We start from the raw sequence: 19950 nt of genomic DNA on the forward strand, positions 1-19950 counted from the left end.
GGACCTGTCCGGCGGCGCGCTGCGTTGCGGCACTACTCACCCTGAAGTCTGGCTCCGACCGTGTGCACGACGACCACCCTCGGGTCGAACGGCACGACATCGTTCACGGCTCGCTGCAACTCGTCCACCGGTGGCAGCTGCTGCGGGCCGAGCACCGAGATCGTGGCCGTGTCGCTGTGCAGCGAGACATCGATGACCTGCGCGCCCGGCGCGTCACCCAACCAGTCCTCGGTCACATCGGCGATCTGCCTGGCCCACAGGCTCGACAGCGAGTTGATCACCATCGGGATCGCCACCAGCACGAGCGCGATGCCGAGCACCAGGTACGCGCGACCCCGCCGGGCACCCGACGCCTCGGCCTCCCGCGCGTAGCCCGCGATGAGCAGCACCGCGGTCACCGTGATGATCATCGCCACCACATTGGAGGCGAACAGCACGAAGGCGCCGAGCGCGAGCGAGGGCGCACCCGAACCGAGACACACCCCGACCACGCCGAGCGGCGGCACCAACGAGATAGCGATCGCCACGCCGGGCAGTACGTCACCGACGTCGCGGCGGGTGATGGCCACCGCCGCAACGAGCCCCGTGGCCAGCGCCGCGGTGAGATCCATCAGTTTCGGTGAGGTGCGGCCGAGGACCTGCCCGTTCGATAACACATTGACCGGATTCGGCAGCACCTGCGCGAAGACGAAGCCGAGTGCGACGACGACCAGAATGCCTGCCAGCACCAAGATCAGGCTGCGTCCGACCAGCGGTGCCCGGCCGGTGACCACACCGAGCGCGACACCGAGGATCGGCACCGACAGCGGCGCGACGATCATCGCGCCGATCACGGTGGCGGTGGAGTCGCCGACGACGCCGGAGATCGCGATGACCGCCGAGAGCACCAGCATGATCCAGAACGCGGAGCGTTTCGCCGTCACATCACCGACGGACAGGTCCAGCTTGTCGGTGAGCTCGTCTAGCGTGCGACGCTGCTGGTCGGGAACCAGGAATCCGAGCATCGGGTGTCCTTCCGGAGAGCGGGCTCGCGAACGCGGTACCGGCCGCCCGACGATCGGACGGCCGGTACCGTGCGTCGCTCATGGCGTGACGATCGAGAAGTCCGGGTCGGGTTCATCGAGGTAGCCGACGAGTTCGGTGAGCTTGCTCGCGTCACCGTCGACGGTGACGCGGCCCGCCGCGATCAGGTCCGGCAGCGATTCGCCGCCGAGCAGGGCCGCGTGCAGATCTTCCGTGGAGAGGGTGAACGTCGCGTCGGCGGGCGGGAACTCACCGTCGAGGTCGAAATGGACGAGCAGCCCGTTGCGCAGCTGGGTCCGATGCACCGGACCGCCCTCGACCCGCCAGTCGATGACGATCGACGCCCCCCACGCCTTGGGACCGTCGACACGAAGGGCGATGGCGTCGAACAGCTGCTCGACGGACAGGGCCGCCGCGATATCGGGGGCGGCGGCCACCGTCGGCGTCCCGACCTTGCCGTTGCGCAGTTCGTAGGCGCCCATCAGGAAGAAGTTGCGCCAGGTGCCGTTCTCCGCGCCGTAGCCGAGCTGTTCGAGCGTATTGGCTTGCAGCGCTTTCGCTTCCGCGTTGTCGGGGTCGGCGAAGATGACGTAGTTGAGTACCTGGGCGGCCCAGCGGAAGTCGCCCTCGTCGTAGGCCTTGCGTGCCTTGGTGAGAACTTCGTCCGCACCGCCCATGAAGTCCACGTGGCGGCGGGCCGACGCGACCGGCGGGTGCTGCCACAGGGTGGCCGGATTGCCGTCGAACCAGCCCATATAGCGCTGGTAGATCGCTTTGACATTGTGGCTCACCGAGCCGTAGTAGCCATGGGTGGACCACGAGGTCTCGATCGCCGGCGGCAGCTGGATGTCCTCGGCGATCTCGATGCCGGTGGCGCCCTTGTTCAATGCCCGCACGGTCTGGTCGTGCAGATAGCCGTAGAGGTCGCGCTGGATCGACAGGTATTCGGTGAGCCGTTCGGTGCCCCAGGTCGGCCAGTGGTGCGAGGCGAACACGACATCGGACCGGCTCGCGTACCTGTTGATCGCCTCGGTCAGATACTTCGACCACACATGCGGGTCGCGCACCAGCGCGCCACGCAGGGTCAGCAGATTGTGCAGGGTATGGGTGGCGTTCTCGGCCATGCACAGCGCTCGCCGGTCCGGGAAGTAGAAGTTCATCTCCGAGGGTGCCTCGGTTCCCGGGGTCATCTGGAACTCGATGGTGACCCCGTCGACGGTCACGGTCTGGCCGGTGTGATCGATGGAGACCGTGGGCAGGATCAGCGTCGGCGTTCCGGTCGAGGTGGTCGGTCCGAGTCCGGCGCCGACCGCGCCGAGCGGCCCGGCGGGCAGGGCCGCGCCGTACATGTAGGCCGCGCGGCGGGCCATCGCGGTACCCGCGTAGACGTTCTCCTCCACCGCGTGTTCGGTGAACCCCACCGGCGCGATGACCGGGCATTTCCCCGCATCCACCGCGTCCTGGGTGGTGACACCTTTGACGCCGCCGAAATGGTCGATGTGGGAGTGCGAATAGATCACCCCGGTCACCGGGCGATCCCCGCGCTGCTCGCGATACAGCGCGAGCCCCGCCGCAGCGGTTTCCTCGGAGATCAACGGATCGATCACGATGACCCCGGTATCGCCTTCGATCAGCGACATGTTCGACAGGTCGAGCCCGCGGATCTGATAGATACCGGCACTCACCTCGTACAGCCCCTGCATCACCACGAGTTTCGACTGCCGCCACAGGCTCGGGTTGACCGTCGGCGGGCACTCGTCGTCGAGGAAGGAGAACGCCCCGCTGTCCCACACCACCGCACCGTCGTCATTGCGCACCACCCCCGGCGACAGCGCGGCGACGAACCCGCGCCCGGCGTCGTCGAAGTCCCGGGTGTCGCCGAACGGTAGTGTGCGCGCGGCCTTCTCGTTGCCCGCTTCGATACTGGCCGAGGCTTCCTGCTGACTGGTCATCAGTTCCCTTCCCACGACAGTTGAGCGACCGCGTCGACCCCGCTCCGAGTCGGCCGCCCCCGCAGCGTGCCATCGCAAGACGGACGGAACTTCACCCAAAGCGGGTGAAGTTGGGGCGGTGGCTATGGGTCGAAGTCGCCCCGCTTCCCACGACGGAGTCGTGATAGATCGCCTCGGCCCGAGATACCACCGCTCGTCTCCGGTCCGGCGAGGACCGCCGTATTACTCGCTGCGTCGCGCATCGCCGACGGCGATGGTGAAACGGACGAAGGCAATACCCCGCCGCGACGCCAGCGCGTTCACCTCCGGGTCAGATCACGCCGAGCCCACGGGCCCTGACGATGGCGTCGGCACGCGAGTTGACGCCGAGTTTCTGATAGATGCCGCGCAGATGGGTTTTCACGGTGTTCACCGACACGCCCATCCCCGCCGCGATCGTCACCGCGGTCATCCCGGACGGCAACTGGCGCAGCACCGCCAGCTCGGTATCGGTGAGTGGTGGCGCATCGGTCGCGGGACCGCGGTGGGCCCGGACGCGGTCGGCGAAAGTGTCGTACCGGCCGAAACTGCCGCCGAGCCGGTCGAGCAACTCGACCGCGCCGGGCACATCGAGGAACGGGCGGATCAGCTGATCGCCGCCGGCGACGGCGAGGGCGTGCGCGAACGCGTCGTCGACCTTGCGCGGCCGGTCGAGCCGGTCGGCGGCGACCGCGACCAGCAGCCAGGCCGTCACCGCGTGGCCGGAGTGCCATCGCGGCGGACCGGCCAGCATCGGCTCCAGCACTCCCAGCGCCGCCGCCGGACGCTGGGTGGCCAGCGCGAGGCCTGCCATCGCGACCAGTATCTCCGGCGTCTCACCGAGCGCACGGGCCGCATGCTCGACCAGTTGCTGTGCGTCGGTCTTCGCCTGCACCCGCAGCAGCGGCCACAGCACGTCGGGCACGAGCGCGTCGGTGCCGGGCAGGACCGGGGATTCATCGATCAGCCGATGCAGTTGCCTGCCGAGGGCGGTCGCCGCCACGGCCCGGTCGGGTGCGGTGTCGAAGGCCACGATGCCCGCGATGATCGCGGCCTGCCGCACCGGCGCCGGGGTGGCGATCTCGAATTCGGCGTCGCCGGGCAGCGCGCCGAGCGGCCGGGTGGTCGCCATGCCCTGCTGGTGGGCGGCGTGCGCGCCGATCACCCCGGCGAACACCGCCTCGGCCGCGCCGGTGAGGCCGTAGCGGTCGGCGCAGTCCAGCGCCGCGTCGGCGAGCGCGCGCTGCTCGCCCACCCGGCCGGCGTAGCCCGCCGCGACGGCGAGGGCGGTTCTGGCGCGCACCGCCGTGCGGCCGAGTCCGGCTTCCTCCGCGTGTACGAGGGCGTGTCGCAGCGTCGCGACCCCGCCGTCGGCCTCCGTGCGCGCGACCTCGGCATAGCCACATTGCAGCGCGGCGTAGCAGTCCAGATCGGGTTGCCCGGTAGCGGCGGGCAGCGGCCACCGCGTCGAGGCCGAATCACCCACCAGCACGGCGACTCCCGCGCTGACCGCGTGGTCGAGCGCCGCCGTCCAACCCGGCGGGACGAGCCGGGAGGTCTGCTCGGCACCGACGTGCGCGGTCTCGAGATACACCTCGGCGGCGGCGATCTCGCCCGCCTCCACCGCCACCGCCGCGCGCAGCAGCCGCACGTAGGTGTCGTCGGCCAGCTCGGGCAGGTGTTCCACCGCGGCGAGCAACCGATGACCGCCGCCGTCGAGGACCAGGCGCATCCCCCAATCCCGCAGGAACGTACCGAGGTGCGGGGTGCCCGGTTCGGCGAGCACGTGGTCGAGCGCCCGGCCCGGCTGCGCGGCGGCGCCGAACCAGGCGGCGACCCTGCGGTGCAGCGCGGGCAGCCGGTCGGCCCTGCTGTGCGCGGCCTCGGCCAGCAGGTAGGCGCGCAGCAGCGGATGGTAGGTGTGCCAGAGCTCGCCGCCGTCGGCGACGGTGTGGATGGGGAAGTTGGCGCGCAGCAGTTCGTCGACGATCCGGGCCGCGTGCTCGCCCGCCAGCTCCTCGGCCAGCGGCAGGCAGAACCGCTCGGGGATCGCGGTGACCAGCAGGAAGTCCAGTGTCCGGGCAGGCAGCGCGGCCATCAGCTCGGCGACGAGGAAGTCCGCCACGGCGTGCGACGGCCTGGCCAGTGCGGTGAACGCGGTGTCGCGGTCGTCGGTATGGGCGGCCAGGTAGATCGCGGCGATCCGCACCAGCGCGGCCCAGCCGCGGGTGAGGGTGTGGACGACGGCGAGTTCGGCGTCGTCGAGCCGGCAGCCGTGCTGGGCGAACAGCCGCGCGATCCGTTCCGGCGAGAGCGCCAGATCGGGGGCACCGAGCCGGGTGAGCCTGCCGTCCAGGTCGAGCGCGTGCCAGCGCAGCGGCGGATCGAACCTGGCCGCGATCAGCGCGGTCACGGTGGCGGGCAGGTGGGTGAGCAGGTGTTCCAGACCCGCGAGTTGCAGCGGGTCGGTGATCAGGTGGGCGTCGTCGAGGACGAGGACTGTCGGCTCGGCGTCGGTCAGCGCCGCGACGAGGTCGGCCGCTTGGTCGACCGGAGTGCACAGGGCTCCGTCGGCGACCAGATCGGCCGGTCGGCCGAGCGCGCGGGCGATCGCGGGCAGCAGGGCCCCGGCGGCAACCTGTTCGGTGACGGTGAGCCAGCCGAGAGCAGCCGCGCGGGTGCGACGCGACCGCGTGACCCAGTCGACCAGCGCGACGGTCTTGCCGATGCCCGCGGGCCCGCACAGCAGCACGGTCTGTCCGGCACCGACCCGGTCCAGGCACGCGGTCAGCTCGCCGGAGCGGATCGAGGTGAAGGACAACTCCGGGATCTGAGCTGACGCGGCACGCTCAGCTATCGCACGGTACGAGGTAGCCACCACCCACACTCCTGCGCTCGTCGGCTGCTCTCCTGGTCGATCCGTTCGCAGGTACGACGGTAGGCCAATCCTGAACTACGCGTTTGCCGGTGAGCCCGCGGCGGGGTGCTCGTTATCAGATCGACGTCATCGTGACCACAACCCACGATCCAGCTAATTCACGGCTATCAGTCGGGTAGTCGGGACATGCCGAGCAGGGTGAGCCCGAGGGCGTCGATCTTGGCCAGCACGCTCCGCATGGCGGTGTTGTCGGCGAGCTCGCCGTAGAGGGTGGTGGTTCCGGTCGCCGAATGCGCGCTGCGCCGCAGCTCAGGGAAGGCCGCGACGGCACGCTCGGTGAGTTCGCCCTCGATGACGAACTGGTAGCGAACCTGACCCGGCGTCGGCATGTCCCCAGTGTCCGCCGACCGCGCGGGCCGCCGCCTCACCCGCTCCGGGTGAAGCTGCGCGCGGTGGCGGACCTGGACCGCTCAGGCCTGGTCGTAGGCTCGCCGCAGCGCGGCGATATCCAGCTTGGACATCGCGCGCAGGGCCGTGCCGACTGCGATCACCCGGTCCGGTTCGCCACCGAGCAGCGTGGGCAGGGCCGCGGGCACGATCTGCCAGGAAACCCCGAACCGGTCGGTGAGCCAGCCGCATTCGCCGGGCTTGCCGCCGTCGGCGGTGAGCGCCTCCCACAGCGCGTCGACCTCGGCCTGGGTCTCGACGATCACCTGCAGCGAGGCGGCATCGGTCTGCGGGTGGCCCGGTCCGCCGTTCATCAGGGTGACGGCATGCCCGTCGAGCTCGATGGTGACGATGAACGCCGACCCGTCACCCTGCCGGGTGACCTCGACGATCCGGGAGTTCGGCACGGTCGCGGCGTAGAGCTCGGCCGCGGCCTCGGCCTCGGTGTCGAACCAGAGGAAGGTGTTGACGGACATGATGTGCTCCTCGAGGAGTGGTTACTACTGCTGACACCACACGGTCGGAGCCGGGATCGCCGTCTCGACACACTTCTCCTACTTTCTCGCGCCGGATTTCTTCGGCGGCAGGGTGCCCGCGAAGCCGACACCACGTTCGACCCAGGAGCGCAGGGCCGCGTCCTCGGCCACCGCGGCCGTGCTGACGCGCAGCCAACCGCGCATCTCCCGTCCGCCCATCACCATGGGTGCCACCGCGTCACCGTCGACCAGCTCGGCGGAGTCGGCCGGGTCGACGCGGACCATCAGCCCACCCTTGCCGCTGGCGGCGACCGCCATATTGCCGCCGATCAGGAAGGCGAGGCCACCGAACATCCGCTGCTCGGTGACCGCTTGCCCGGGGTAGACGATCTCCCGGATGCGCTCGGCGAGTTCTTCGTCATAGGCCATAGCGACAGTGTGCGCCGTGGTACCGACAGATTCAGACGCCGAGGGCGGCGGCGAACATGGGCCACGAGTCGTGCACGTCGTCCTGCCAGTACGGCCAGGCGTGGGTGCCCGCCGCGCGGAAACGCACGTCGGCGGGAATGCCCAGCTGGGACAGGCGGGCGGCCATCGGTGCGGTGCAACTGCCTGCCACCGCCTCCATGGTGCCGCCGACCAGCAGCCGGTCCACCAGCACGGCGAGATCGCCCGCGATGCTCGGATCGTGGAAGGCTTCGTGCTGACCCGGCAGGCCGTTGCCCGCGGACAGGTAGATGGCCGTGCCGCGCAGCCGTTCGGCGTGCACGAGCGGATCGTTGGCCGCCCACGCCGGATCGCCAGGTAGGCCCCACATATTGGTGGCATCGGCGGCGAACAGCGCGAGCTGGGCTCGGACCAGGGCCTGGGCCAGCGGATTCGCCGTCTGGGTGCAGCCGCTGAACGCGCCGACCGCACGGTAGCGCCCCGGCGCGGCGATGGCGAGATTGAGCGCTGAGGTGGCCGACATCGACAGACCGGCGATGGCATTGGCGCCGGTCATCCCGAAGCGGGCGTCGAGCAGCGGCGGGAGTTCCGCGGTGAGGAAGGTGGTCCACTTGTTGCGACCGAGCACCGCGTCCTCGCGCTGCCAGTCGGTGTACATGCTGGCCCGGCCGCCGATCGGCACGATCACGTTCACCGGTTTGTCGGCGAAGAAACCGGCCACATCGGTGCGCCGCATCCACGGCCCGCCGCTCTCCCCACCGTCGACGGCGTTGAGCAGGTACAGCGCGGGCGCGCCGGCGCCGGGATGCGACATCCACAGGGTGATCGGGCGGTCCATCGCCGCCGAATACACCACGACTTCCAGCTGCCTGCCGCCGAGCGGCCGCACCGTGACGATCCCCGGCTCCGCCGACACCGCGGGCGCCGCGAGGAACCCACAGCCGAGCACCACGAGCACACAGCACAGGAGCTGACGCATCCTGTCAGCATGCCGCACCAGACCGTGGATATCCGGCATTTATCCGCCCGTCCGGGTGTCTGGCAAACCAGGGGCATCCGTCAGATCCGCGCCGCCCGCTCGGGCAGTACGCCGGCGAACACCTCGTCGATGGACGAGGCGGTGACCCCGAAGGTGGTACGCAGGGCCGAATCGTCGACCACGAATTCGCGGTGCGACATGTGCTCGGTCTCGAACAGCTCGGCCCAGAACGGATCGTCGGCGGCCAGCGCGGTGATCTCGGCGTCCGAGAGTACCGCCAGCTCCGGGACCGGGGCACCGGCCAGCTCCGCCAGCCGGTTCGCGACCGCGCGGACGGTGGTGGTGAGCATCGGGGCATGCCAGGCGCGGCCCCACGCCCGATCGTCACCGGCGACCGCGACCAGGGCGGCGGCGGCGTCCCCGATCGCGGTGAACGAATGCGCGAGGTCGAGTTCCTGCGGCACCCGCGCCGGTCGGCCCGCGAGGACGGCGGGCTGGACCAGCAGTGAGAAGATCGACACCGCACCCGCCCCGAGGAACTGTCCGGCCCGCACCTCGGTGACCCGCAGCCTGCCCGACTCGTGCGCGGACAGCGCCTCGCGCCACATCCTCGCCCGCACCTCGCCTTTGCGGCCGGTGGCGGCCAGCGGCATCGTCTCGTCGAGGACGCCGTCGACCGGGCCGTAGCCGTACAGGTTGCCCAGCATCACCAGGTTCGCGCCGACCGCCTCGGCGGCGGCCAGAATCGAACCGAACAGCGGCGGAACGGTTTCCGGCCAGGTGTGGTACGGCGGCATGGCCAGGTTGAAGACCGTCGCCGCGCCGGTGGAGTGCGCGATCACGGCGGCGGTGTCGAGGGCGTCCACGGCGACCCGATGGATGCCGGGATGGTCGGGGCCGAGGCCGCTGCGGCTGATCATCGTCACCCGATCACCGGCTTCGGCGAGTGCAAGGGCGGTGGCCGACGCGGTGCCACCGCGGCCGATCACGACATGGGAATCCATATGAATCACCTTTTCCGGCAAGATATTTCGTGGCGACCGCGCATTGCGGCCGCATATCGAGACTGCCGTGGCGACCCCGACTACACTAGTGGCCGGATTGCCAGCTATCCCAAGGATCAGGCCATGAAGACCGTTGCCGTCGTCGCCGTCCCGCCGGTGAAATCATTCGATCTGGCCATGCCGGGCACCCTGCTCGAATCGGCGGTGGTCGACGGCGCGCCCGGCTACCGCGTGCTCGTGTGCACCGCGGAACCCGGCGTGGTTGCGGCGAATGCGGGTGGCTTCGACGTAGTCGTCCCGCGTGGGCTGGAGGTGCTCGAGGCCGCCGATATCGTGATCGTGCCGAGTACCGGCAGCCGCGGTGACGCCGACGCGGCCACTCTGGCAGCGCTGCGCGCGGCGGTCGAGCGCGGCACCCTGGTCACCTCGATCTGCACCGGCGCGTTCGTCCTCGCTCAGGCCGGGCTGCTCGACGGCCGCACCGCCACCACCCACTGGGCACTGGCCGACGAGCTGGCCGCGGCCTTTCCCACGGTCACGGTGCGCGCCGACGCGCTGTTCATCGAGGACGGCCCGGTGACCACCTCGGCGGGCGCCGCGGCCGGAATCGACCTGTGCCTGCACCTGATTCGCACCGACTACGGCGCCGCCGTGGCGAACGCGGCGGCGCGGGCCGCGGTGGTGACACCGGTGCGGCCCGGCGGCCAGGCCCAGTTCGTCGACACCGCGCTGCCGCCCGACGACGACCTCTCGCTCTCGGCCACCCGCACCTGGGCGCTGCAACGCCTCGACACTCCGCTGTCGCTGCGCGAACTGGCCGGGCACGCCAACACCAGCGTGCGCACCCTGACCCGCCGCTTCCACGCCGAGACCGGGCTCAGTCCGCAGAAATGGCTGCTGCATCAGCGGTTGCAGCGGGCGAGAGACCTGCTGGAATCGACCTCGCTGCCGATCGAGCAGGTGGCGCGGCACAGCGGGATCGGATCGGCGGAATCGTTGCGCCAGCACATGATCCGGCACCTCGGCGTACCGCCGAGCACCTACCGGGCGAACTTCACCACTGCCCGGTAGGCGCGAAGGGCTGGTATCCGGCGGGTGGCGCCGGGGCGAAGAACGGTGCCGAGCGCGGCTGCCACAGCAGGATCACCACGGCCAAGCCGATCAGGAACGTCACGCCGGTGAAGATCAGCGACTGCCAGTCGCTCCCCCCGGTGCCGAGGCTGGGGGCGAACACGACGCCGAGCACACCGATCAGCGAGAACAGCACATTGACGCCGAAGAACACGGTGCCGGTGATCCTGGCCCAGTTCTTGCCCGCCCGGCAGGCGAACGCCATCCACACCCACAGCCCCGCCGTGACCGCCGTGGTGAACAGCCCACCGGCGATCCCGGCGTACACCACCATGTCCAGATCGTCCCCGCGCAGCACCCCACCCGAGGCGTCGAGCGCCTCCGACCGGATCTGATCGATGGTGGTGAGCATGTACGCGGCGCTGAGCACGGTGACCACGGCACCGGCGAGCATCAGGAAGAACGCCATCCGCACGCTCTCGGGCAGCACCCTCGGCCCGGCGTCAACCGCCATGGCCTGCGGCTGCCCGGGAGCAGGAGCGCCACCGCTGTACGGCTGAGCAGGAACAGGAGCACCGCCGGGATACGGCTGACCGGGAACCGCCACGCCACCGGGATACGGCGGTTGTCCCGGGACCGGAGGCTGCGGTCCGCCCGCCCCCGGCGGCGGCCCCCAGACCGCCGCCGGATTCTGCCCGGTGCCGGGCACCGGAGAAACGGGCGGCTGACCCAGCCCTGGAAACGGCTGCCCACCGGGCGCACTCGCGACCGGCGGCAGCGCCGAGATCGACGGCTGGCTGGGCGCCTGTTGCGGCTGTCCGCCGGGAGCAGCAGGCGCAGCACCTGCCTCCGCACTCATCGGCTGACCCCAAGCCGCGACAGGGCCCGATGCGGGCTCGGCTGCCGGCACCGGTGATGTACCCGCGGTCGACTCCGGCGCCCCTGGGTCCGAGGTCGCGGGCTGCGGGTGTCCCGCATCGGCGCCCTGGCTCGACGAGGGTGGGATCGGCTGCTGACCGGGCACCGGATCCGACGCCCCAGCGGGAACCGGTGGCTGACCGGGTACCGGGTACGGCTGCCCAGCGGGGACTCCCGAATACGGCGGCCGGCTTGGTGCCTCTAGCTGCTGTCCGCCGGGTACCGGCGACGAACCAGGTGCCGGATAGGCACCGGGTACCGGCGGCGGACCGGGTGTCGGGTGGGGCTGGGCACCGGGTACCGACGGCGAACCGGGTATCGGGTACGCCTGTCCGCCGGTGACCGGCGGGTACGGCCCGGAGGCGGCAGGCGGCGCGGGGAACGGCGGGTGGGCGACCTCGTCGGGATACGACGTCAGCTCGTCACGGTGTTCCCGCGGATGTTCGTGCTCTGCGGACGAATCTGGCACGGTGCCTGCCCCCTCCATGTGAAAGTCAGGCCAACTCTAGTCGCCGGACCCACGGCGAGCCGACCGGCGACAAGCGGCCGTGACCCAGCCCATCCACGCCTACCGACGTGACGGTCGCCGCACGCGACCGCGCTGATGACGTTCGGCACAAGCACGTCACCGAACTCGACGGGGCCGGACAACGAACTGTCTCCCCGATTACCGACGCGCGGACGATCCGGATTCAGCGCGCGCGGACGAGCTCCACGGCCGCGGTGCGGTAGCGGTCGGCGATGAGGCGGACGACGGCGGGATGAACGCCGATCGGTTCGGCGACGCCGTCGGCGCCCGCGTCGTGCAGGCGCTGGTGGAACAGGCCGTGGGCGAGCAGGTACGAGGCGACGAACACCCGCCCCGAACCCGAGGCGCGCAGGTCGGCTACCACGTCGGGGACTCTGGGGGCGCCGGTCGCGACATAGGCGATGCGGACCGGGGTGCCGAGCTGTTCGGCCAGCATGCCCGCAGCGCGGCGCACGTCCTGGCGGGCGCGGGCGTCGGAGGAACCCGCGGCGGCGAAAACCACCGCGTCACCGCGACGCCAGCCCGCGGCCCGCAGCCGGACCGCCATGATCCGGGTGAGGGCCGGGTCGGGGCCCATGGCCGCGGTCACCGCGACCGAGGGATGACCGCTCTCGGCGACCTCCCGCGGCACATCCTGATACACGTGATACCCGGACGCGAGGAACGCCGGCACCACCACGGCCGGGCCGTCGAGATCGCGCAGTACCTCCGACGGGGACGGGCCGAGCACGTCGACGAACGCGGTACGCAGCGCCGGATTCGGCGCCGCCCCCGCGGTTTCCGCCGCGGACACCGTGGCGCCGAGCTCGGCGGCCACCGCATCGGCGAGCGCGGCGATCATCTCCACCCCGCGTGCACTGCGGGTGCCGTGCGCGACGAGTACCAGAGCCGGCTCACCCGGCCGCGCGGCACTCACCAGACCCCGATCGTCTGCGCGGGCCGCGGCGACCGGGCCGGTGTGCCGATCCCGGCCTGATGCGGCGGCTGCACCGGCGGACGTCCCGGCGGCGGGTCGGCGCAATCGGCGGCGTCGAGCGCGAGCCGGTAGCCACGCTTGACCACGGTCTGGATCGCCTTCGGCGTGCCGAGCCCGGCCCGCAGCCGCGCGATCGCGGTCTCCACCGCGTGGGTGTCGTCACCGCCACCGGGCAGCGCGGAGAGTAGGTCTTCCCTGGAGACGACCCGGCCCGGCTGACGTGCCAGCGACCGCATCAACGCCATCGGCGCCGGCGCCAGCTGGCGCACCTCACCGTCGACGACGACGCACCCGCCACGCACGCTGATCAGGTGCCCGGCCGCGTAGATCCGGCTGGCCCTGCGCGGCAGTTCCTCGGCGACATGCCGTGCCAGCGCACCGAGACGTGCCCGCCCCGGCATGGTGGTCGGCACGCCGAGCTCTTCCAGCGGCGCCGCGGTGATCGGGCCGACGCAGGCCGCCAGCACTCGCCCGCGCAGGGCGTGCAGCAGCGACTCCAGCAGACCGGTTTCCTTGGCGCGCATCAGCATCGACGCCACAGCGGGCGCGCTGGTGAAGGTGACGCAGTCGAGACTGCCGGAGATGACCGCCTCGATCATGGTGTCCATCGGGCCGCGGTCGGCGGGCGGCTCCCACCGGTAGACCGGCACCGGAACCACGTCGGCGCCCGCGCAGCGCAGCACCTCGCAGAAGTCGGGAACCGGCTCCCATTCGGTGGTGGCGCCGTGCAGCTGCACCGCGATCCGCACGCCTTCGACACCCTCGGCGAGCAGATGGTCGAGGACCTCGGCCGAGGACTCCGAGGCGGGCGACCATTCCTCCCGCAGTTCGGCGGCGCGGATCGCGCCCTTGGCCTTGGGGCCGCGGGCCAGCATCCTGGTCGAGGCGAGGGTGTCGCGCAGCGACTCGGCCAGGCCCCAGCCCTCGGCCGCCTCCATCCAGCCACGGAAACCGATGCCGGTGGTAGCCACGGTGATCTGCGGCGGATCGGCGATCAGCTGTTCGGTGACGCGAGCGAGCTCGGTGTCGTCGGCCAGCGGGATGATCCTGATGGCGGGCGCCGAGACGACGGTCGCGCCCTTCCGGGTGAGCAGGGTGCCGAATTCCTCGGCGCGACGGGCGGCGGTGACTCCGATGGTGAAGCCGGCCAGCGCGGGGCCGACGTCGGTGGGCAGCGTCATGGACTCACCGGTTCGTTCGAGACGGCGACCACGCCACCGTCGAGGCGAACGGCGTACACCGGCAGCGACTGGGTGGCGTCGTCGAGGCAGCGACCGTCGATCAGGGAGAACGCCTGCTTGAGCAGCGGCGAGGCGACGACGGGCACCCCGCCGCGGTCACCGACGATGCCGCGCGACATCACCGCGGCCCGGCCGATCGGGTCGATATTGCCGACCGCGGCCAGCGTTCCGTCGGCGAGCAGGAACAGCGCGGCTTGCTTGCCGCCGGCTAGCAGCACGGCGACGCCGCGTCCGGGGATCAGGAAGTCGAGTCGGCACGCCTGCGTCCAGGTCGTGGTCTCGGTGGTGCTGGATGGTGTGTCGATAACGGTCATCGGGTTCCTCCTCCGAACGCCTTACCTATTGGTACAGGCGCCCTGTTTCCGCAGCGTTAAGTGCCTATTTCCCGGCCGCGGCTGTGTCCGAGCCAACACCGGCGGGCATCGGAGGCAAGCCGAGAAGCACCGGTACCTTGCGCTCGCCGCTGTCGTCGAACGAGATGGTCGGGTCGGCGGCGTCAGGGGCATTGACGAAGGAGACGAACCGCGACAGCTTGTTCTCGTCCTCGAGCACCGCGGCCCACTCGTCCTTGTAGCCCTCGACGTGCTTGGCCATGGCGGCCTCCAGGTCGGCCGCGATGCCGAGACTGTCGTCACAGACGACGGCCTTGAGGTAGTCCATGCCGCCTTCGAGCGCCTCCTGCCACGGCGCGGTGCGCTGCAGCCGGTCGGCGGTGCGGATGTAGAACATCAGGTAGCGGTCGATGTAGCGGATCAGGGTCTCGTCGTCGAGCTCACCGGCGAGCAGCACGGCGTGCTTGGGGGTGAGGCCGCCGTTGCCGCCGACGTAGAGGTTCCAGCCGTTCTCGGTCGCGATCACGCCGACGTCCTTGCCGCGGGCCTCGGCGCACTCACGGGCGCAGCCCGACACCGCCAGCTTCAGCTTGTGCGGCGAGCGCAGACCCCGGTAGCGCTTCTCCAGCAGCACGGCCATGCCGACCGAGTCCTGCTGGCCGTAGCGGCACCAGGTGGACCCGACGCAGCTCTTCACGGTGCGCAGCGACTTGCCGTAGGCGTGGCCGGACTCCATGCCGGCGTCGACGAGGCGCTGCCAGATCAGCGGCAGCTGCTCGACCCGCGCGCCGAACAGGTCGATGCGCTGACCACCGGTGACCTTGACGTAGAGCCCGAACTCCTTGGCCACCTCACCGATGACGATCAGCTGCTCGGCGGTGACCTCACCACCGGGCATCCGCGGCACCACCGAGTAGGTGCCGTTCTTCTGCAGGTTGGCCAGGAAGTGGTCGTTGGTGTCCTGCAGCGCGGCCTGCTCGCCCTCGAGGATGTGATCGCTCGAGGTGGAGGCGAGGATGGAGGCGACGGTCGGCTTGCAGATATCGCAACCGGTGCCGGTGCCGTGCTTGGCGATCAGCTCGGAGAAGGTGCGGATGCCGGTGACGGCGACGATGTCGAACAGTTCGGCGCGCGACTGCGCGAAGTGCTCGCACAGGGCCTTGGACATCTCCACGCCCGACTGCTCGAGCAGCTTCTTGATCATCGGCACACAGCCACCGCAGGAGGTACCGGCGTTGGTGCAGCTCTTGACGCCGGGGATGTCGCAGGCGCCCTCGGCGATGGCGCCGCAGATGGCGCCCTTGCTCACGTTGTTGCAGGAGCAGATCTGCGCGTCGTCGGGCAGCGCGTCGGCGCCGAGTTCGGCACCGGCGGGCGAGATGAGCGCGGCGGCGTCGGCGGGCAGCGGACGGCCGACCAGCGGGCGCAGCGCCGCGTACTGGCTGGCGTCGCCGACGAGGATGCCGCCGAGCAGGGTCTGCGCGTCGTCGGAGACGACGAGCTTGGCGTAGGTGCCCTTGGCGGCGTCGTGCAGCACTACCGACAGCGCGCCTTCGGTGCTGCCGTGCGCGTCGCCGAAGGACGCCACGTCGACACCCATCAGCTTGAGCTTGGTCGACATGTCGGCGCCGGGGAACTCGCCCGCGCCCCCGAGCAGCCGGTCGGCCACGATCTCGGCGGTGGTGTAGCCCGGCGCGACCAGGCCGTAGCAGACACCCTCGACCGCGGCGCACTCACCGATCGCCCAGATGCTGGGGTCGGAGGTCTGCAGCGAGATGTCGGTCAGGATGCCGCCGCGCGGGCCGAGCTCGAGCCCGGCGTCCTTGGCGACGGCGTCGTGCGGCCGGATGCCCGCGGAGAACACGACCAGCGAGGCGTGGATCTCGGACTCGTCGGACAGGTGCAGCCGCACCCCGCCCGCTTCCTCCTCGATGGATTCGATCTTGGCGGTGCCGACACCGGTGTGCACGTTCAGGCCGATATCGCTGACCAGCTTCTCCAGGATCGCGCCGCCGCCGGCGTCGACCTGGGCGGGCATCAGCCGGTCGTTGTATTCGATGACGTGCGGGGTCATCCCCATCAGCCGCAGCGCGTTGGCGGCTTCGAGGCCGAGCAGACCGCCGCCGATCACCACGCCGTGCGCGCCGGGGCCTGCGGCCTCGGCGGCCGCGCGGATCCCGTCGAGGTCATCGATCGTGCGGTACACGAAGCACTCGGGCAGATCGTGGCCCGGCACCGGCGGGACGAAGGCGTAGGACCCGGTCGCCATGACCAGCGCGTCGTAGGCGATGACCTCGCCACCGGAGGTGGTGACGGTCTTGGCCGCACGGTCGATGGTCTCGCCGCGCTGGCCGAGCCGCAGCTCCACCAGTTCGTCGCCGTCGTAGGTGTTGCCCGACAGCGCCAGCTCGTCGGGGTTCCAATTGCCGACGTAGTAGGACAGGCCGACCCGGTCGTAGGCGGGCAGCTTCTCCTCGGACAGGACGATTACGCGCCACTGCCCGGCATCGTCACGGGAGCGCAGGGCTTCGACGAAGCGGTGCCCGACCATGCCGTGGCCGACCACGACCACTGTCTTACGCGTGCTGTTCATGAGGGTGGCCTCCTTGGTGCTGGTCGCCGCGTCAGCCGCGAGCCGACGAGGTGGTGGACTGTTCGGCCGCGAGGACCAGGTTCTCCGCCTCGACCACGACGTCGGAGTCGGACAGGGTGGTGCTGGGGCGGCGCAGGAACACCAGGTAGGTGACCGCCGCGCAGATCACGTAGAAGACCAGGAAGGCCCAGAACGCGGTGGTGGCCGACTGGGTCGCCGAGTACGACGACTTCAGCGCGATATTGATGCCGACGCCGCCGAGGGTGCCGATCGCGCCGACGAAGCCGATCAGGGCGCCGGAGGTGTTGCGCGACCACGCGGCCCGCTCCCCCGCGCTGCCCGGCCTGCTCTGCGACTTGGCCTCGAACACCGACGGGATGATCTTGGTGACGGCACCGTTGCCGAAACCGGACAGGATGAACAGGGCGATGAAGCCGACCACAAGCACCGCCATCACGGCACCGTCGGCGACTCCGCCGTTGCGGTCGCTCAGCGTGCTGGCCACGATCACCAGCGCGGTGGCGCCCATCATGGCGAAGAAGGTGCCGATGGCGACCTTGCTGCCACCGATCCGGTCGGCGAGCTTGCCGCCGTAGGGACGCGAGAGCGAGCCGAGCAGCGGGCCGATGAAGGCGATCTGCGCCGCGTGCAGCGAGGCCTGCACCGCGGAGTCACCACCGGCGGCGAAGTTGATCTGCAGGACCTGGCCGAACGCGAAGCTGTAGCCGATGAACGAGCCGAAGGTACCGATGTAGAGGAAGGCGATCGCCCAGGACTGCGGCACCCGCAGCGCCTCGACCATGGACGACATATCGGCCTTCTGGCTCTTCAGGTTGTCCATGTAGAGCGCGGCGCCGATACCCGTCATCGCGATCAGGACCAGATAGACCAGGCAGACCACCGAGGCGTATTCGGCGCCGAGGGTCGCCAGCACCAGCAGGCCGAGCAGCTGGATCACCGGGACGCCGATATTGCCGCCACCGGCGTTGATGCCGAGCGCCCAGCCCTTGAGCCGCTGCGGGTAGAAGGCGTTGATATTGGTCATCGACGAGGCGAAGTTGCCACCGCCGATACCGGCGAACGCCGCGATGATCAGGAACGTCGTGTACGACGTGCCGGGCTGGTTGATGAAGTACAGCGCCAGCAGGGTCGGCACCAGCAGCATGCCCGCGCTGATCATGGTCCAGTTGCGGCCGCCGAACTTCGCGGTCGCGACGGTGTAGGGGATGCGCAGGAAGGCGCCGGTGAGGGTGGAGACCGCGACCAGGAAGAACTTGCCGCCCGCGTCGATCTGGAACTGGTCGTAGGGCATGAACAGCACCATGACCGACCAGATCGACCACACCGAGAACCCGACATGCTCGGCGATCACCGACCAGATCAGGTTGCGCTTGGCGATGTCCTTGCCGCCGGCCTCCCAGGCCGCGACATCTTCGGCATCCCAGTGCTCGATGTCGTGGTTACGCTTCAGCGTCGTCAAGTTGGGCCTCCCAGATATGCGATGGCCCAACGGTAGGAAATGGGTATTGCCGGAATGCTGCGGGAAATGTCGCCTGAATCAACGGTTTCTCACGATTCCCCGGTCAGGGACGTGAGATCGACTCGTTTGTTACCGCCAGGTAACGCAACGGTTTCCATGGGTAAGAAGGCGGCGAGAAATCGGCGTAAACGCCGGTGAGGTGTGACCTGGGACGCCCCACAGAGACTTTATGCCAAACTCACCCCGGTCGCATCTCGACGGTGAGGAATTCGCCGCGGCAGACGATTACCAGGTGTCCTCGAGCATGCGCGGCTTGCACGCCTGCCAGGCACCGGCCAGCAGCACGCCGAGCGCGACGAGCAGCATGGCGAACGGGACCGCCCAGCCACCGGTCCAGGTGTGCAGCATGCCGAACAGCAGGGGGCCGACACAGGCCACCGCGTAGCCGACGCCCTGGGTGAACCCCGACAGCGCGGCCGAACCACGCGGGGTGCGGGTGCGCAGGTTGATCAGGGTGAGCGCCATCGGGAAGGTGCTCGGGCCGAGGCCGAGCAGCACCACCCACAACACGGGCGCGCTCATCGGCGCGAGCAGCAGTCCGGCGAAGGCGATGACGAACAGCACCATGCAGCCCACGACGACCGGGAACGGATTGCGCATGCGCGAGACCACGGTGGGCGCGGCCAGCGCGGGGATCAGCCCCATCAGCGCGAACAGCCCGACCATGCTGCCGCCGAAGCCGGCACTCGCGCCCGCGTCGGACAGGATCTTGGGCAGCCAGGCGAACATGGCGTAGGTGGTCAGCGAGGTCATGCCGAACATGGCCGCCATGCCCCAGGCCAGCGGCGAGCGCCATGGCCGACCGACGGCCGGAGCGGGCTCGGCGGGCAGCGCGCTGACATCGACGAGGTCGCGCCCCTTGCGATCGCGCAGGACGAACAGCCACGGCACCGCGGCCGCGAAGCCGACCAGCGCCCACACGCCCATCGAGATCCGCCACCCGTGTTCGTCGGCGAGCGGCACCGCGACGAACGCGGGCACGACCGTGCTGAGCTGCACCATGACGATGTAGAGGGAGCTGATCGCGGCCAGCCGGTCGGCGAAATACCGCTTCACCAGCGGCGGGATGACCACATTGCCGATGCCCATGCCGAGCAGGACCACCCCGGAATAGGCGAGCAGCTCGCCGGTGCTGTGGGCGAACACGCGGGTCAGCGACCCCACGCCGGCCAGCAGCATGGCGACGAGCACCGTGCGCTCGAGCCCGTACCGGCGCACCAGCAGCGGCGTGACCAGCCCGGCGACGGCGAACATGGCGGTCGGCAGCATGCCGAACACCCCGACGATCGCCGTCCCGTACCCGATATCGGCGCCGATCTCCTCCGCGAGCGGACTGAACGCCGTCACCGCCGCCCGCAGGGTGAGCGCCGACATGACGATGGCCGCCAAGACGAGCAGGCGGCCCTCGAGCAGCGCGCGGGCACGACGGCGCGTGCCGACCTCGGGCAGGGATCGGGTTTCGGGGAGGGTCGCGGTCACCCACGAATCATAGGATGACCCGATGACTGAAGCCAAGTGTTTGTGAG

At 70.3% G+C, this 19950-nt stretch carries 16 protein-coding genes; 1 reads left to right on the forward strand and 15 read right to left on the reverse strand.

What is annotated here, in order from left to right:
- Positions 1–32: 32 nt before the first annotated feature.
- The 8 genes from ACFOW8_RS10320 to ACFOW8_RS10355 form a co-directional block, all read right to left on the reverse strand.
- The gene (locus tag ACFOW8_RS10320) at positions 33–1004 is read right to left on the reverse strand and encodes a DUF389 domain-containing protein (protein WP_378549181.1); all 972 of its coding nucleotides are present in this window, start codon (positions 1002–1004) and stop codon (positions 33–35) included.
- A 78-nt stretch (positions 1005–1082) separates the two neighbouring features.
- Positions 1083–2975, reverse strand: coding sequence for an alkyl/aryl-sulfatase (locus ACFOW8_RS10325; RefSeq protein WP_378549184.1), 1893 nt, complete (start codon positions 2973–2975; stop codon positions 1083–1085).
- A gap of 310 nt (positions 2976–3285) precedes the next feature.
- Positions 3286–5871 (reverse strand): LuxR C-terminal-related transcriptional regulator, encoded by a 2586-nt coding sequence (locus ACFOW8_RS10330; protein WP_378549186.1) that lies wholly within the window; start codon positions 5869–5871, stop codon positions 3286–3288.
- Between the two features lie 167 nt (positions 5872–6038).
- Positions 6039–6260: a hypothetical protein gene (locus tag ACFOW8_RS10335; RefSeq protein WP_378549189.1), complete on the reverse strand. Its 222-nt coding sequence runs from the start codon at positions 6258–6260 to the stop codon at positions 6039–6041.
- A gap of 81 nt (positions 6261–6341) precedes the next feature.
- Positions 6342–6794, reverse strand: coding sequence for a VOC family protein (locus ACFOW8_RS10340; protein WP_378549192.1), 453 nt, complete (start codon positions 6792–6794; stop codon positions 6342–6344).
- Between the two features lie 78 nt (positions 6795–6872).
- Complete coding sequence (locus tag ACFOW8_RS10345; protein WP_378549195.1) at positions 6873–7223, reverse strand: TfoX/Sxy family protein; 351 nt, start codon at positions 7221–7223, stop codon at positions 6873–6875.
- A 31-nt stretch (positions 7224–7254) separates the two neighbouring features.
- Positions 7255–8220: an alpha/beta hydrolase gene (locus ACFOW8_RS10350; RefSeq protein ID WP_378549198.1), complete on the reverse strand. Its 966-nt coding sequence runs from the start codon at positions 8218–8220 to the stop codon at positions 7255–7257.
- Positions 8221–8300: 80 nt separating this feature from the next.
- Complete coding sequence (locus ACFOW8_RS10355; RefSeq protein ID WP_378549201.1) at positions 8301–9224, reverse strand: NAD-dependent epimerase; 924 nt, start codon at positions 9222–9224, stop codon at positions 8301–8303.
- Between the two features lie 123 nt (positions 9225–9347).
- Between ACFOW8_RS10355 and ACFOW8_RS10360 the strand changes: the two genes are divergently transcribed.
- Positions 9348–10295, forward strand: a complete 948-nt coding sequence (locus ACFOW8_RS10360; protein ID WP_378549203.1) for a GlxA family transcriptional regulator — start codon at positions 9348–9350, stop codon at positions 10293–10295.
- On the opposite strand, the gene ACFOW8_RS10365 is transcribed toward ACFOW8_RS10360, so the two are convergent.
- From ACFOW8_RS10365 to ACFOW8_RS10395, 7 genes are all read right to left on the reverse strand, one after another.
- Positions 10279–10809, reverse strand: a complete 531-nt coding sequence (locus ACFOW8_RS10365) for a hypothetical protein (protein WP_378549205.1) — start codon at positions 10807–10809, stop codon at positions 10279–10281. The genes ACFOW8_RS10360 and ACFOW8_RS10365 overlap by 17 nt on opposite strands.
- 1096 nt (positions 10810–11905) lie before the next feature.
- The gene (locus tag ACFOW8_RS10370; protein ID WP_378550687.1) at positions 11906–12583 is read right to left on the reverse strand and encodes a sirohydrochlorin chelatase; all 678 of its coding nucleotides are present in this window, start codon (positions 12581–12583) and stop codon (positions 11906–11908) included.
- 71 nt (positions 12584–12654) lie between these two features.
- Positions 12655–13899 carry a uroporphyrinogen-III synthase gene (locus tag ACFOW8_RS10375; RefSeq protein WP_378549207.1) on the reverse strand — a complete coding sequence of 415 codons (1245 nt, stop codon included), beginning with the start codon at positions 13897–13899 and terminating at the stop codon, positions 12655–12657.
- On the reverse strand, positions 13896–14273 hold the full coding sequence (nirD, locus tag ACFOW8_RS10380) for a nitrite reductase small subunit NirD (RefSeq protein ID WP_378549209.1): 378 nt from the start codon (positions 14271–14273) through the stop codon (positions 13896–13898). The genes ACFOW8_RS10375 and nirD overlap by 4 nt, the downstream gene beginning before the upstream one ends.
- Before the next feature lie 64 nt (positions 14274–14337).
- Positions 14338–16884, reverse strand: a complete 2547-nt coding sequence (gene nirB, locus ACFOW8_RS10385; RefSeq protein ID WP_378549211.1) for a nitrite reductase large subunit NirB — start codon at positions 16882–16884, stop codon at positions 14338–14340.
- A 31-nt stretch (positions 16885–16915) separates the two neighbouring features.
- Positions 16916–18364, reverse strand: a complete 1449-nt coding sequence (locus ACFOW8_RS10390; RefSeq protein ID WP_378549213.1) for a nitrate/nitrite transporter — start codon at positions 18362–18364, stop codon at positions 16916–16918.
- A gap of 285 nt (positions 18365–18649) precedes the next feature.
- Positions 18650–19903: a CynX/NimT family MFS transporter gene (locus ACFOW8_RS10395; RefSeq protein WP_378549215.1), complete on the reverse strand. Its 1254-nt coding sequence runs from the start codon at positions 19901–19903 to the stop codon at positions 18650–18652.
- Positions 19904–19950 lie beyond the last annotated feature (47 nt).

The organism is Nocardia rhizosphaerae, assembly GCF_042650365.1.
Lineage (GTDB): Bacteria > Actinomycetota > Actinomycetes > Mycobacteriales > Mycobacteriaceae > Nocardia > Nocardia rhizosphaerae.

Excerpts from the sequence above, each read along its gene's own strand:
- ACFOW8_RS10320 (WP_378549181.1), bottom strand. The coding sequence starts at position 1,004 with ATGCTCGGATTCCTGGTTCCCGACCAGCAGCGTCGCACGCTAGACGAG.
- ACFOW8_RS10325 (WP_378549184.1), bottom strand. The coding sequence starts at position 2,975 with ATGACCAGTCAGCAGGAAGCCTCGGCCAGTATCGAAGCGGGCAACGAG.
- ACFOW8_RS10335 (WP_378549189.1), bottom strand. The coding sequence starts at position 6,260 with ATGCCGACGCCGGGTCAGGTTCGCTACCAGTTCGTCATCGAGGGCGAA.
- ACFOW8_RS10340 (WP_378549192.1), bottom strand. The coding sequence starts at position 6,794 with ATGTCCGTCAACACCTTCCTCTGGTTCGACACCGAGGCCGAGGCCGCG.
- ACFOW8_RS10345 (WP_378549195.1), bottom strand. The coding sequence starts at position 7,223 with ATGGCCTATGACGAAGAACTCGCCGAGCGCATCCGGGAGATCGTCTAC.
- ACFOW8_RS10350 (WP_378549198.1), bottom strand. The coding sequence starts at position 8,220 with ATGCGTCAGCTCCTGTGCTGTGTGCTCGTGGTGCTCGGCTGTGGGTTC.
- ACFOW8_RS10355 (WP_378549201.1), bottom strand. The coding sequence starts at position 9,224 with ATGGATTCCCATGTCGTGATCGGCCGCGGTGGCACCGCGTCGGCCACC.
- ACFOW8_RS10360 (WP_378549203.1), top strand. The coding sequence starts at position 9,348 with ATGAAGACCGTTGCCGTCGTCGCCGTCCCGCCGGTGAAATCATTCGAT.
- ACFOW8_RS10365 (WP_378549205.1), bottom strand. The coding sequence starts at position 10,809 with ATGGCGGTTGACGCCGGGCCGAGGGTGCTGCCCGAGAGCGTGCGGATG.
- ACFOW8_RS10370 (WP_378550687.1), bottom strand. The coding sequence starts at position 12,583 with ATGATCGCCGCGCTCGCCGATGCGGTGGCCGCCGAGCTCGGCGCCACG.
- ACFOW8_RS10375 (WP_378549207.1), bottom strand. The coding sequence starts at position 13,899 with ATGACGCTGCCCACCGACGTCGGCCCCGCGCTGGCCGGCTTCACCATC.
- nirD (WP_378549209.1), bottom strand. The coding sequence starts at position 14,273 with ATGACCGTTATCGACACACCATCCAGCACCACCGAGACCACGACCTGG.
- nirB (WP_378549211.1), bottom strand. The coding sequence starts at position 16,884 with ATGAACAGCACGCGTAAGACAGTGGTCGTGGTCGGCCACGGCATGGTC.